Genomic DNA, 13319 nt, shown 5'->3' on the forward strand with positions numbered 1-13319 from the left:
AAAAGTAGAAAATTTTTATCAAATCAAAGATTCGGGAGCATTAATTTAAAGAAATAAAAAAAATATTGCACAATGTTTCTTTCATTTTTTGATTTTCATCAAAAAGAATACGCATTAATAAACAAGCCTAACACATTATAATTTTCAAACGTTATGAAAAAAAAATTGGAAGCCGATTTAATCAGCATTGCACATCGAATTTTAAAACTTAAAAACAAGTCCGATATCAATCAATTATATCTTGAAACGCAGAAATTATATGAAAAATTGGCCGTTTTGAAATTTATTGATGAAAATTTTGAAGATACCAAACCAACTATTGGTCGTAGCCAAATAGATGCTACCATTGCAACTGCATTTGAAAAAGAAGAAGCAATACAACCAGAAAAAACTATTGTAATCGAAGAACCGATTGCAAAAAAAGAAATCATTGTAAATGAAGTTATAGAAACTCCTATCGAAGAGGTTACTGAACCAGTTGTAGAAGCTGTAATCGAAACCAAAACAGAAGAGGTTATAGAAGACGTTGTTGCAGAAACTGAAGAAGCTATCGAAGAGATTCCTGAACCAGTTGCAGAAGAAGTAATTGAAACCAAAACGGAAGAGATTATAGAAGAAGTTATTGCAGAAACCGAAGAATCTATCGAAGATATTCCTGAGCCATTTTTAAAAGAAGTAATCGAAACTGAAGAGATTACAGAAGAAGTTGTTGCAGAAGTTCCTGAACCAATAAAAGCCGAAGAGGAAAAAGTTGAAGAAGTAGTAGAAACTCCAACTCTGGATTTTGCTCCTGCTTTTGAGCTAACTCCTGAAACAGAAGAAGAAACTCCAAAAAAATCAGACGTTGTACATATCTCATTTGAGGATTTAGGTATTGATTATAGTAATGCCCAATTTGTAAAAGTTGATAGTTTTGAAGCCGTATCTCCTACTCCATCAGCTCCAATAGAGTTTAAAGAGAAAAAGAAAGAAGTAGTTGCAAAAGAAACAACTACAACTGCAGTTTTAGAAGAATCCAGACCAGTTTCTTTAAACGAAAAACTTTCAAAAGGATTTCATGTTGATCTTAACGACCGTATTGCATTTACAAAAAATCTTTTCGGGAATAGCCCAGAAGATTACAATCGCGTTTTAAACCAATTAATCACATTTGATAGTTTTGGCGAAGCCAATGAATTTCTTGAAAACATGGTGAAACCAGATTATAACAACTGGGAAGGAAAAGACGAATATGCAGAACGTTTCGTAAGCATTATCGAGAAAAAATTCTCATAAAAAATAAAACACAAATTTCAAGAAAGTATTTTAGGACTTTGACACTCGAGCGATAGCGAAGGACGGATGAAGTAAAGAGTTACTAACTTAAATTGTCTATAAAGGGACGCGGATGATACGGATTTACAAAAGTAAAGCCGCGGATTAAAACTGATTTAAAAACAATCAAAAATAAAATCCGTTTTAATCCGTGTTTTCGCGATAGCGAATCCGCATAATCCGCGTCCTTTCGCAAAGAGTTCGATAGAATCATTTGTTAGTGTGTTTTTTAAAGCACTTGCAATCTATTTTAATTTGTGTTAACTAAAAATTGATTAAACAGAATTCAGAAAAAATTATGTCTAAATTATATATTGTTCCCACGCCTATTGGCAATCTTGAAGACATGACTTTTCGAGCCATTCGCATTCTTAAAGAAGTAGATTTAATTTTAGCCGAAGATACCCGTACAAGTGGCAAACTCTTAAAACATTTTGAGATTGGCACACATATGTACAGCCATCATATGCATAACGAACACAAAACTACCGAGAGTTTAATTGCAAGATTAAAAGCCGGAGAAACTATCGCCTTGATTTCGGATGCGGGAACTCCTGCAATATCCGATCCTGGTTTTTTGCTTACTCGTGCTTGTGTCGAAAATAAAATCGAAGTAGAATGTTTACCTGGCGCAACCGCTTTTGTTCCTGCATTGGTAAATAGCGGATTACCAAATGATAAATTTGTTTTTGAAGGCTTCTTGCCTGATAAAAAAGGAAGACAAACTCGTTATTTGGCTCTTGCCGAAGAAACCCGAACCATGATTTTGTATGTTTCTCCACATAAATTAGTAAAAACTTTAGCTGAATTTATCACTTATTTTGGTGAAGACAGACAAGTTTGTGTATGCAGAGAATTATCAAAACTACACGAAGAAAATGTTCGCGGAACTGCTCAGGAAGTATTGGCACACTTTGAAAAAACAGCTCCACGCGGAGAAATTGTCGTAGTTGTTGCTGGAAAAACAATAATAAAAGAACCTAAGAAAAGTAAATTTTCTAAGGATGACAAAGAAGACGAAGAAGAAGAGAACTAAAAAATAATTTATGCCACAGATTAAAAGATTCTCACAGATTAAAAATTGAACAATTTATATTTTTCAAAAAAAATCCTTTAAATACTTTAATCTGTGGCAAAAAAAATTATCTGCAAAACTGAGCAGATGCCAATAAAGCTTAAAACTATGACAATCCAAGCCTTTTTAGAAAAACTAAAACAAACTCCAAACGAAATAACTTTCCCTGAAACTATTGCTGTAATCGAAGAAAATTATACGTTTACACCAACTGCTTTCCAGAACGGAACTCAACACAATGCTGCTGGCGAAAACTCAGGTTCTTGTAAATTATTTGCTTTTGCAAAAGCACAAAACCTTTCTAAGGAAGAAACCTTGGCTTGTTTTGGAGCTTTTTATTTTGAAGAAGTTTTAGGAGATCCAAACGGAACCAATCATCAAAACATTAGAAACTTCATCAACTTAGGTTGGGACGGAATTCAGTTTGAAGGTGAAGCTTTGAAACAAAAATAACCCTGAAACCTTTGTCAAAGTTTTAAACTTTGACAAAGGTAAAACCAAATATTTTGCCGCAGATTTCACAGATTAGCACAGATTAAAAAAATCCTTTATCCCGATCCCGAAACGTCGGGACGGGAGTGGCAAAAAAAACATATCAGATTAAACGATTTTTGATTTCTAAAATCTAGAATCTACACTCTAAAATCTAAAATCAACCATGCGTTGGACATTAAAACCAAAACCTTCCGAAGATAAAATCAAACATTTAGCTCAAGTTCTAAATGTAGAAGATTTTGTTGCAACTTTATTAATCCAACGTGGTATTGAAACTTTTGATGATGCTAAGAATTTCTTTCGTCCATCATTAGAACATCTCCATGATCCATATCTTATGAAGGATATGGACAAAGCTGTTTCCCGAATCGAACTTGCAATTGCCAATCAGGAAAACATTCTTGTTTTTGGCGATTATGATGTCGACGGAACAACGGCTGTTTCTTTAGTTTCTTCTTACTTAAAATCATACTACCCGAATGTAGCAACCTATATTCCGGATCGTTATGCCGAAGGTTATGGGGTTTCTTTCATGGGAATTGACTTTGCTGATGACAATGATTTTTCATTAATTATCGCTTTAGATTGTGGTATAAAATCTATCGATCATGTCGCTTACGCAAAAGAACGAAACATAGACTTCATTATTTGTGATCACCACCGTCCTGGAGAATTTCTTCCCGATGCGGTTGCAGTTTTAGATCCAAAAAGAGAAGATTGTTTTTATCCTTATGATGAATTATGTGGTTGTGGTGTAGGTTTTAAATTAATTCAGGCTTTAGGAACAAATCGTAATCAAACTATTGATGATTTATTTCCTTACTTAGATTTGGTTGCAACTGCAATTGCTGCAGATATTGTACCAATGACAGGAGAAAACAGAGTTTTGGCTTATTACGGTTTGCAAGTTATTAATAGCGATCCAAGACCCGGAATAAAAGCTTTGGTTCATCAAGTAAAGAAAAAAGTACTCGACATTACCGATGTTGTTTTTATCATAGCTCCACGAATTAATGCAGCTGGACGAATTAAACACGGTAATCATGCTGTCGAGTTGTTAACTGAATTCAACTTTGAGCAAGCGCAACAATTTGCATCCGAAATAGAAAAATACAATGCCGACCGTAAGGATCTGGACAAGCAAATTACCAAAGAAGCTTTTCAGCAAATAGAAAAAAATCAAGAACAGAATCGCTTTTCGACAGTTGTTTTTCAGGAAGACTGGCACAAAGGCGTAATTGGTATTGTAGCTTCCAGATTAATAGAAACGTATTATCGCCCCACGCTTGTTTTTACAAAAAGCGGTGATAAATATGCTGCTTCGGCAAGATCTGTAAAAGGCTTTGATGTATATAATGCTCTCGATGCTTGTTCCTCTCATTTAGAACAATTTGGAGGACATATGTATGCAGCCGGAATGACTTTAAAAGAAGAAAATTATCCTGCTTTTAAAGAAGCTTTTGAAAGACAAGTAGAGAAAACTATTCTACCCGAAATGCTAACTCCCGAAATTGAGATCGATGCCGAAATCAATTTTACAGATATTACTCCAAAATTAATTCGAATTTTAAAACAGTTTGAACCTTTTGGACCTCTTAATATGACTCCTGTTTTTATGACCAAAAACATAAAGGATACAGGTTATGCAAAAGCAATGGGTGCAGGTGAAGATCATCTTAAACTTTTTGTAAAGCAATCCCGAAGTCTCGGGACCGAAGGAATTTCGGCAATAGGATTTGGTTTAGGTAAAAAATTAGACCTAGCAACTAATCAAAAAACATTTCAAGCTGCTTATTGCATCTCAGAAAACGAATGGAATGGTAACGTTTCTATCCAATTAATGTTAAAAGATATCCAGTAACATGAAAGATAAAGCCAAGAAAAATGACCCATACGCAGCATTGCGTATTAGAGAATTCAATGTCTTTTTATTATTGCGTTTTGCCATGGTTTTTGCCTGGTCTATGCAATTTATTGTAATTGAATGGGAAGTTTATAGTTTAACCAAAAATCCTCTTTCGCTAGGAATTATAGGCTTGATGGAAGTAATTCCTGCAGTTTCTATGGCTCTGTTTGCTGGTCATATTGTAGATCAAAAGGAAAAAAAGGGATTATTAGTAAAATGTATTTTAGGCTTTTCGGTTATTAGTTTTGGCTTATTTTTATTAACATGGCCAAAAGTAGTAAGTGGTTTCTCTAAAGAAGCTATTTTATATTCTATTTACTTTTTGGTTTTTCTAGGCGGATTAGTAAGAGCTTTTCTAGGCCCAACTATTTTCTCTCTTATATCTTTAATTGTACCCAAAAAATTATACCCAAATGCTGCAACCTGGAGTAGTTCAGTTTGGCAAGTAGGTTCTGTTTTAGGCCCTGCAATTGCTGGTTTCTCTATTAACTGGATTGGTGTACATTGGTCTATGTGTTCCGTTTTTGCCTGTTCACTTTTTGCCTTAATTGCCTTATCACAAATAAGTACCAAACCTATTTTGAATCCAAAAATTGGTGAACCAATCATGGAAAGTTTAAAAGAAGGAATCAAGTTTGTGTTTAACAACAAAACCATCTTAGGTGTATTATCTCTGGATATGGTCGCAGTTCTGTTTGGTGGAGCTGTTGCTTTGTTACCTATATTTGCTCAAGATATTTTAAAAGTTGGGCCAGAAGGATTTGGTATATTAAGAGCCGCTCCAGCAATTGGAGCTTTTATTACGATGCTAATCTCTGCCTACGTTCCTTTGTATAAAAAAGCGGGAATGAAACTTTTAGGTGCTATTTTTGTTTTTGGACTATGTATTATTCTCTTTGGTGTTTCTACCATATTCTGGCTTTCGGTTGCCGCTTTATTTTTAAGTGGTATTGCTGATGGAATTTCGGTTGTTATCCGACAAACCATTTTACAACTAAAAACCCCGGATCATATGCGTGGTCGTGTTGCTGCTGTAAACTCCATGTTTGTAGGTTCTTCTAACGAATTGGGAGCTTTTGAAAGTGGTTTAACTGCTAGATTAATGACACCTGTAATTTCAGTAGTTTTTGGCGGAAGCATGACACTATTAACTGTTTTAGGTTTTGGAATATCGTCTCCAACTTTTAGAAAACTAGATTTACAAAAAGACATGGAAGACCATCAAAACATGTAGTAAATGAAAATAACATTCTTATTCTCGTTTCTTTTTTTGACATTCTTAGCGAATGCTCAAGCATTATATATAAAAACATACGGAAACAAAACTGATACACCAATTATATTCATCCACGGTGGACCAAGTGGTAACGCTACTCTTTTTGAAGGCACTAATACTGCCGAAGCACTTTCTAAAAGAGGATTTTATGTAATTGCATATGACCGTAGAGGTGAAGGAAGATCTACAGATCCAAATGCCACATTTACCTATAATGAAGCCTTTAAGGATTTAAACGCCATTTATAAAACTTATAATCTAAAAAAAGCAACATTACTCGCTCATAGTTTTGGTGGCTTGGTTGCTTCACTTTATTCTGAAAAATATCCTGAAAAAATTAATTCTCTAATTCTTATCGGAGCTTTATTTTCACAACAAAAAACATATCATCATATTCTGGATTCTGTCAAAAAAATCTATACTAAAAATAATGATTTAGCTATGCTTGATAAAGTTTCTCATATAGAAAAACTTGACAAAAATTCTGCTGAATATAGAAAAGGTTGCTTCGAACTGGCTGGAGAGAATAATTTCTTTAAAATGCCAAAACCTACAACTGAATCTAAAGCATTATATCATCAATATGAAATAAGTGATTTTTATAAAACGAATATTCGAAATAAAAATGCTCCTCTGTTGTTTTATAAAAATGAAAAGCAAAACAATATTGATACAAAGCCTATTCTTCAGAAATTAAAAATAAAAGGAATGCCTATTTATGCTATATATGGAAAGCAGGATGGTATTTTTTCAGTTTCTGAAATCACTGCTTTAAAGAATATTGTCGGCAAACAAAATTTCGTATCTATCGAAAACTGCTCTCATTATTTATTTGTAGACCAACAAAAAGAATTTCTAGATAGCATTTATAAGTGGCTTAAATAAATCAGGCAATTTTTAAATCATTTAGTTCAGTTATATAAAACCATATAAGTTATATAAGTTCATTTAAGCTTTACGCAAATAAGCTTCGTCTTATATTTTCTTATATAACTTATATGGTTCATTCCCCCTTTTTAATGCAATTATTAAGAATGTTGATCAAAACTCACCTAATCTAATTTTAGACTATTTATTTCGTTAACAAAAATTAACCTATTTTATGATTTTTTTATTTAGAATTGATATAAATAATAATTATATTTGTTTCTATAATTGAAGAACATGAGAGAAATAGAACAAATATATCATAACGACTTTGGAATTTCCTTTTATTGGAAAAACCATAATGAGACCCTTTTTGACAAAATACAACTGATTTTTAAAGAAACAGGGTTCTACTTTTCAGTATCTGAACTAAAAGATTTTGATGATTTAATCGAAGATAGTTTGCTTACAAATGCATGTTGTGATGAATGTGCTTTAAAAAACAAATGCCATAAGTTTTTGCTAAAAACTCCTTGTACCCAAATAGATTTGGCTGTTTCGATGGACGAACTAAAAGCGATTGAAGATTTGGTAAAAGGTTCTTTATTTAAAATTGAACTTGAAGAATATGTTTACGGAGTTGGCTTAAATTAAGACAAATTCTCTAATTTTTAACATCAATGTTCTCATAATTAAATATATTTTGATTTTATTCAAAAAAAAGTATATTTACATTAATGAAAAATACCAGTACGCTTTTTATCCTTTTATTTTTAGTTGTTTTATTATCTAACTGCAGCAATAAATCCGATGAATATATTGATCCACGCGGAACTGATTATGCAGGCTCCGAAAGCTGCATACAATGTCATCAAGCCGTATATCAAAAAGCAATACAAAGTTCACACTATAAAGCAACCGCAGCAGCTATAAAGGGGAATGTTTTAGGTAATTTTAGTTCTGGAGACCATGTTTTTGTTTACGGTAAAAACACCAAGATGGTCATGGAAGAACGAAATGATAGTCTTTATCAGGTTTTATACAAAAACGGAAAAGAAGTTGAAGCCCGCAAACTCGAAATAGTTTTTGGAACCAAACACGCTCAAACTTCCGTATTCTGGCGCAATAACAATACATACGAATTGCCTCTTTCCTATTATACATCTGTTCATAGTTGGGCTACAAGTCCAGGGTTTTCGGCTGAAAAACCTTATTTTGACCGAAAGGTGGTCAAAGATTGTTACGCATGCCATAGCTCTAATATAAGCAGCAGAAATGTAGACCAAAACTCTAAAGACAAGAACTTTATGTCTATGGATGTAGAAGATGTTATTAACAAAAAAACAATCGTTTATGGTATTGATTGTGAGCGTTGCCACGGACCTGCCAAAGAACACGTTAACCAACACTTAAAATTCCCTGACTTAAAAGTTGCAAAAAATATTGTTACTTATAAATCATTAACCAGGCAACAAAAATTAGATGCTTGTGCATTATGCCATTCTGGAAATGACGGAATGAAAATAAAATCTAGATTTGACTTTAAACCCGGAGATAATCTTTCGGAGTATTTTAGAAGTTCGCATAGCCCAACCGACACAACCGATTTTGATGTGCACGGGAACCAATTTAAGTTATTACTACAAAGCAAATGTTTTACAAAAAGCGAAACCATGGATTGTATTTCTTGTCATAATCCACATGAAAATGCAACTAAAAACTTAGCTACATACTCCAAAATATGCATGAGTTGTCATAACACTGTTAAACACAATGCGTCAACAATTAAAACAATCTCCGATAACTTACTAAAAGATAATTGCATAGAATGCCATATGCCGAAAAAACCATCGGGAGTAATTAGTTTCCGACTTTCTAAAGCATCCAAAGACTCCAATTATATGTTAAGAACACATAAAATTGCTATTTACCCGACTAAGAAAAAGTAATTATTAGGTAGCTTAAAACATATAAGTCATTTAAGAAAATATAGTTTTAGAGTATTCGGCTTAAATGAACTTATATCATTAACTATCTAAGTTTTTCTAAAACTTCAACATAATTCAATAAAATTATTCCAACCATATAAGTCATTTAAGAAAATATAAGATTTAGAATACTTGCATTAAATGAACTTACATAACTTAAATGGTTCACTCTTACCCAATCTACTTAAACAATTTAAGAGAATATAAACTTTTGAATACTTGTTATAATCAAACTTAAGTAGTTAAACGAACAAGGCAATTATTTCCCGAATTCTTTTAGTTCAAAAGTTTCACCGTCGAAAACGCCATAGGTAAAATATCCTATCCAATCCCCTAGGTTTACATAATTAGAATCCTCACCTACAGAAATAATCATAGGCAAATGACGGTGACCAAAAACAAAGTAATTATAATGCTTGGTTTCTAGTTTGCGTTTAGCATACAATACCAACCATTCGTTTTCTTCACCTAAGAATTTCACGTCTTCGTCGCCAGAAATCAATTTATTTTTTACAGATAAATATTGGGCTAATTTTACACCAACATCTGGGTGGAGCCAACGAAAAATCCATTTTGAGAACGGATTTGTAAAGACTTTTTTCATTCTTTTATATCCTTTATCTCCAGGACCTTTTCCGTCGCCATGACCAATCAGGAATGTTTTACCTCCAAAAGTAAATTCTGCATTATCATGATAAACAGGAATATTAAGTTCAGTCTGAAAATAGTCACTCATCCATAAATCATGGTTCCCTACAAAGAAATATACTGGGATTCCGCTATCACGTATTTCTGCCAATTTACCCAAAACACGAATAAATCCTTTTGGCACAACAGTTTTATACTCGAACCAAAAATCGAATAAATCACCTAATAAAAAAATTGCTTCAGCATCTTTTTTTACCTCATCAAGCCACGCAACAAATTTTTGTTCGCGAGGAAAACTTAACTCAGGTGTTGGTGCTCCAAAATGTTGATCGGAAGCAAAATATACTTTTTTATTATTGGGTAATTGCATGAAAATAGATTTCGATTACAAATTATCGCTTGCGTACCATTCAGCAAATGATGATTCAGTTTCTTGAAGTTTTAAAGAGAAAAGAGAGATATTTGTTGGCAATCTTTTGATAATTCTTTCAGAAAAATCAACAACCATATTTTCACTTGTTGGCTGATAATCAACTAAAATCACGTGATGTCCACGGTTTTTTAATTCCTTTGCTAATTCTATATGTGGTGTCGTTTCATTAAAAACGGTAGCATGATCAAACTGATCTACGATTTCTTCTTTTACAATTTTCTTTAGATCCGAGAAATCAATAACCATTCCATGCTTTACATTATCACGGTCTGTAATTGGAGAACCAATAACTGTTACAGACAGTTTATAACTATGTCCGTGGACATTTTTACATTTTCCATCATATCCGTAAAGCGCATGTCCTGTTTCGAAACTAAATTGTTTTGTAATTCTGATATTACTCATCGAGTTGTATTTTAGATTGCAAATTTACAAAATTAAAAACCGTTTTTTTCTCTTTTTTTGGCTCTACTATACATCCAATAGGCAACTCCTACTAAAATCACAAACGGAATAAAGGAACCTATAACTACTCCTATTTGATAACTTGCATCGGGAGCAGACTTCATTTTCTCTGCAACATCCACTTTAAGAGCGAATAAAACAATATTCATATTTATTAATTTTTAAATTGTGCCAAGGCTTTTTTTGTAAAATCAGACAAAACTAATTTTCCTGAAATACGAGCGCGTTCAGAAAGTAATGAATCCCAATTTTCTGTTCCTTCCCAAATAACTTTCTTCATCTCTGCCAATGCATCGGGATTATAACTTGCTAATTTTAAAGCAAAATGAGATAATTCTTCATCCAACTCTAGTTCATTTTCAAGTACTTTGGCAAAAAGACCTTTATGGTTTGCCCAAATTGCCGATTTCCATTCGTGAGCAGCAAGAGTCATCTCAGTCATTGCCGTTTTCCCTATTTTTCTAGAAACAGCTGGTTCTATAACAAAAGGTCCAATCCCGATAGCAAGTTCCGAAAGTTTAGTAGAACTGTCTTGAGTTGCAAAAGCATAATCGCAAGCAGCAGCAATACCAACTCCTCCTCCAACAACTTTGCCCTGAATACGCCCTATAATTATTTTAGAACAATTGCGCATAGCATTGATAAGATGTGCAAATCCTAAGAAAAACTCGATTCCTTCCTCCTCATTAGTAACCGCAAGAAAATCATCAAAAGATCCCCCAGCACAAAAAACACCATTTCCCTCACTTCTTAAAATGATAACTGTAATAGCTTTATTTTTACTTAAACTATCAATTTCGGCAATCAATTTATTAAGTAATGTTCTTGTAAGTGAATTACTGGCCGGATGACCAAATTCTACAGTAGCTATATTATTTTGGATTATGGTATGAAGTGAACCATTTTGATTTTCTGAACTCATATAGTTGTTTTTATTGTAAAGTTACGGTTTTGAAGAATATTTTCAGTCGATACTATTTGAAATTTGTTTTTTGATAATTAATTGACTTTATTTGCAATCACTTTGGGGGATTAGCTCATTTGGCTAGAGTGCTTGCCTGGCAGGCAAGAGGTGACGAGTTCGAATCTCGTATTCTCCACCAGTAAAATCAAGCCTTACAGAAATGTAAGGCTTTTTTATTTTATCTAAGTGTTCTTTTAGAGTGTAGTTTTGGAAAATTATATAAAGTAATTCTAGTGTGTTTTTTTAGCTAAATGAAATTATGATTAAAAATGGTAATCTCACTAACTTTGCTAATTGCTATAGGCATGTGTTGGCGGTATTGCCTTATTTTTTAATTATTTTTCTTTTTGTTAAAACTTTTGCTTCAAATGTTTTTGTTCCCTGGTCAACTACCGCTGTTCCCGAGAAAAACTCCTCATTATACCATCGTCTTTGTTTTGTGACACTATCCATTGCAAATCTTAAAGAAAGTTGCCTATCCATATTTTCAATTCCTTCTCCAAACATATCCAATGTTGGCATCCAATCAAAAATGTATCTACATTCATCATAAGTAATTAAATCCATATACATTTCAGTTTCTTTAGCTCTATAAGTCCATCTTCTTGTGTAGTCAACATTATAAAAATAAGGGCCCGTTAATTGTCCAACTAGAATATCTTTAAGTTGGTGGAACATAAATACATCACAAAAAATATGTTTATCCGTAATTTTCCATTTTTTTCTAATAGAGTCTAATTTTTCACTATGTAAATCATCTTGAAAGCGTTCTGTCATAAAATAACAAACAAGTTCTATTTGCTCCAATAATTTACTTTCATTATTTGAAATAGAAAGTTGATTTTTAAAACGATTAAAAAATTTAATAAACGAAGGTTTGTCGATGAAAAAGTTTGATAATCCCCAAACCATTGAATTATCATTAGGAAAACACAATTTATCTTCTTCATAATTTTCATCAAATGAATCTTTATTGAAATTTTTAAAAAATAGATTAATTAAGGTTTCATTATCTGCCAGTCTCTGAAATGGAATTATCACACTAGGTAAATCGAAAAGTATTCTTGTAATTAACTGGCTATAAAAAGTTTTCTCATTTCGTTTAGCTATTTTAATAAATTCTGCATGGTCGATTCCATGACATTCAGGAGTTTCTGTATAATTACCTCCCAATCCAGTATAATGTTCAGTAAAAGGTTTCGGATATAGATAATTTGCTCCTAGCAGAGTTAAATTTTCTCGATAATCTAAGTTAGCTGGATTCTGTTTGTTAGGGAAAGAAAAATTAGTAATTAAAACTCCTAGGGTTTCAAGTTTTTGATAGAAAAATATGTCTCTTACAACTGATAATGTATTTCCACTTGCAAGTGTTGCGCAAAAATCAAGATAAATTATATCAAACTTGAAGGGAAGTATTTTTAAATAGGTTTCAATTTTTCCACGATAAATTTTAACAAATGGAAATTTAGATTCAAGTGCAGAAATTACAGCTTTTGAATAGGTTTTGTTATCTGATTCAAATGCCCAAATATTTTCAGGTAAAACACCATTTGCGACAAGAACTTCAATATCATTTTCAGGATTGGGACCGCTCAAGTATGCAACCCTTAATTCACTTGGTTTCTTTTTTTTTATTATTGATTCGTAAAAAGCTTCCCATCTTTTAATCTCTTCGTTAGTAAGCAACGAAGAAATTTTTTTATCGTGAAAAGATTCATTATTTTGAATGTGATTTTTTATATCTCTGACGTATGATTTTCTTGCAATAGAACTTTTATGTCTGTTTTTTGTAAGAGTAGAAATAGCAAATTTCAAAGCTTTGTCTCGTGCAATCTGTTTTTCATCTTCTTGGTATTCTTTTTTCATATTTTAGGTTATTGATACTACG

The 13319-nt window shown here is 32.6% G+C and carries 13 protein-coding genes and 1 tRNA gene; 9 read left to right on the forward strand and 5 right to left on the reverse strand.

Going from position 1 to position 13319, the window contains the following annotated elements; genetic code table 11:
- Nucleotides 1–153: 153 nt before the first annotated feature.
- The 8 genes from OA93_RS19185 to OA93_RS19220 all read left to right on the forward strand — a co-directional run bounded on the left by OA93_RS19185 (nt 154) and on the right by OA93_RS19220 (nt 8882).
- Nucleotides 154–1275 carry a hypothetical protein gene (locus OA93_RS19185; RefSeq protein WP_039115441.1) on the forward strand — a complete coding sequence of 374 codons (1122 nt, stop codon included), beginning with the start codon at nt 154–156 and terminating at the stop codon, nt 1273–1275.
- Between the two features lie 337 nt (nt 1276–1612).
- Nucleotides 1613–2350 (forward strand): 16S rRNA (cytidine(1402)-2'-O)-methyltransferase, encoded by a 738-nt coding sequence (gene rsmI, locus OA93_RS19190; protein ID WP_039115477.1) that lies wholly within the window; start codon nt 1613–1615, stop codon nt 2348–2350.
- A gap of 147 nt (nt 2351–2497) precedes the next feature.
- The gene (locus tag OA93_RS19195) at nt 2498–2842 is read left to right on the forward strand and encodes a HopJ type III effector protein (RefSeq protein ID WP_039115478.1); all 345 of its coding nucleotides are present in this window, start codon (nt 2498–2500) and stop codon (nt 2840–2842) included.
- A 205-nt stretch (nt 2843–3047) separates the two neighbouring features.
- Entirely contained in the window at nt 3048–4745 is a 1698-nt protein-coding gene (gene recJ, locus OA93_RS19200) for a single-stranded-DNA-specific exonuclease RecJ (RefSeq protein ID WP_039115443.1), read from the forward strand.
- Between the two features lies 1 nt (nt 4746).
- On the forward strand, nt 4747–6024 hold the full coding sequence (locus tag OA93_RS19205) for an MFS transporter (RefSeq protein WP_039115445.1): 1278 nt from the start codon (nt 4747–4749) through the stop codon (nt 6022–6024).
- A 3-nt stretch (nt 6025–6027) separates the two neighbouring features.
- Nucleotides 6028–6951, forward strand: coding sequence for an alpha/beta hydrolase (locus OA93_RS19210; protein WP_039115448.1), 924 nt, complete (start codon nt 6028–6030; stop codon nt 6949–6951).
- A 279-nt stretch (nt 6952–7230) separates the two neighbouring features.
- Complete coding sequence (locus OA93_RS19215) at nt 7231–7587, forward strand: hypothetical protein (RefSeq protein ID WP_039115449.1); 357 nt, start codon at nt 7231–7233, stop codon at nt 7585–7587.
- Nucleotides 7588–7670: 83 nt separating this feature from the next.
- Complete coding sequence (locus OA93_RS19220) at nt 7671–8882, forward strand: cytochrome c3 family protein (RefSeq protein WP_039115450.1); 1212 nt, start codon at nt 7671–7673, stop codon at nt 8880–8882.
- 298 nt (nt 8883–9180) lie between these two features.
- On the opposite strand, the gene OA93_RS19225 is transcribed toward OA93_RS19220, so the two are convergent.
- The 4 genes from OA93_RS19225 to OA93_RS19235 are packed head-to-tail and all read right to left on the reverse strand — an operon-like array spanning nt 9181 to nt 11389.
- On the reverse strand, nt 9181–9939 hold the full coding sequence (locus OA93_RS19225; protein ID WP_039115452.1) for a UDP-2,3-diacylglucosamine diphosphatase: 759 nt from the start codon (nt 9937–9939) through the stop codon (nt 9181–9183).
- 15 nt (nt 9940–9954) lie between these two features.
- The gene (locus OA93_RS19230) at nt 9955–10407 is read right to left on the reverse strand and encodes a 6-carboxytetrahydropterin synthase (RefSeq protein WP_039115454.1); all 453 of its coding nucleotides are present in this window, start codon (nt 10405–10407) and stop codon (nt 9955–9957) included.
- Between the two features lie 32 nt (nt 10408–10439).
- A complete protein-coding gene (locus OA93_RS25150) occupies nt 10440–10616 on the reverse strand; it encodes a hypothetical protein (protein ID WP_165572123.1) in 177 nt (58 codons plus the stop codon).
- Between the two features lie 5 nt (nt 10617–10621).
- Nucleotides 10622–11389, reverse strand: coding sequence for an enoyl-CoA hydratase/isomerase family protein (locus OA93_RS19235; RefSeq protein ID WP_039115455.1), 768 nt, complete (start codon nt 11387–11389; stop codon nt 10622–10624).
- Between the two features lie 104 nt (nt 11390–11493).
- Between OA93_RS19235 and OA93_RS19240 the strand changes: the two genes are divergently transcribed.
- A tRNA-Ala gene (locus tag OA93_RS19240) sits at nt 11494–11570 on the forward strand.
- Nucleotides 11571–11755: 185 nt separating this feature from the next.
- On the opposite strand, the gene OA93_RS25280 is transcribed toward OA93_RS19240, so the two are convergent.
- Nucleotides 11756–13297 (reverse strand): hypothetical protein, encoded by a 1542-nt coding sequence (locus tag OA93_RS25280; RefSeq protein ID WP_039115456.1) that lies wholly within the window; start codon nt 13295–13297, stop codon nt 11756–11758.
- Between the last annotated feature and the right edge of the window lie 22 nt (nt 13298–13319).

It is taken from the genome of Flavobacterium sp. KMS, assembly GCF_000813005.1.
Taxonomy (GTDB): domain Bacteria; phylum Bacteroidota; class Bacteroidia; order Flavobacteriales; family Flavobacteriaceae; genus Flavobacterium.

Coding starts and splice junctions, on each gene's coding strand:
- OA93_RS19220 (WP_039115450.1), top strand. CDS start 7,671: ATGAAAAATACCAGTACGCTTTTTATCCTTTTATTTTTAGTTGTTTTA.
- OA93_RS19235 (WP_039115455.1), bottom strand. CDS start 11,389: ATGAGTTCAGAAAATCAAAATGGTTCACTTCATACCATAATCCAAAAT.
- OA93_RS19185 (WP_039115441.1), top strand. CDS start 154: ATGAAAAAAAAATTGGAAGCCGATTTAATCAGCATTGCACATCGAATT.
- OA93_RS19205 (WP_039115445.1), top strand. CDS start 4,747: ATGAAAGATAAAGCCAAGAAAAATGACCCATACGCAGCATTGCGTATT.
- OA93_RS25150 (WP_165572123.1), bottom strand. CDS start 10,616: ATGAATATTGTTTTATTCGCTCTTAAAGTGGATGTTGCAGAGAAAATG.
- recJ (WP_039115443.1), top strand. CDS start 3,048: ATGCGTTGGACATTAAAACCAAAACCTTCCGAAGATAAAATCAAACAT.
- OA93_RS19195 (WP_039115478.1), top strand. CDS start 2,498: ATGACAATCCAAGCCTTTTTAGAAAAACTAAAACAAACTCCAAACGAA.
- rsmI (WP_039115477.1), top strand. CDS start 1,613: ATGTCTAAATTATATATTGTTCCCACGCCTATTGGCAATCTTGAAGAC.
- OA93_RS19210 (WP_039115448.1), top strand. CDS start 6,028: ATGAAAATAACATTCTTATTCTCGTTTCTTTTTTTGACATTCTTAGCG.
- OA93_RS25280 (WP_039115456.1), bottom strand. CDS start 13,297: ATGAAAAAAGAATACCAAGAAGATGAAAAACAGATTGCACGAGACAAA.
- OA93_RS19215 (WP_039115449.1), top strand. CDS start 7,231: ATGAGAGAAATAGAACAAATATATCATAACGACTTTGGAATTTCCTTT.
- OA93_RS19225 (WP_039115452.1), bottom strand. CDS start 9,939: ATGCAATTACCCAATAATAAAAAAGTATATTTTGCTTCCGATCAACAT.
- OA93_RS19230 (WP_039115454.1), bottom strand. CDS start 10,407: ATGAGTAATATCAGAATTACAAAACAATTTAGTTTCGAAACAGGACAT.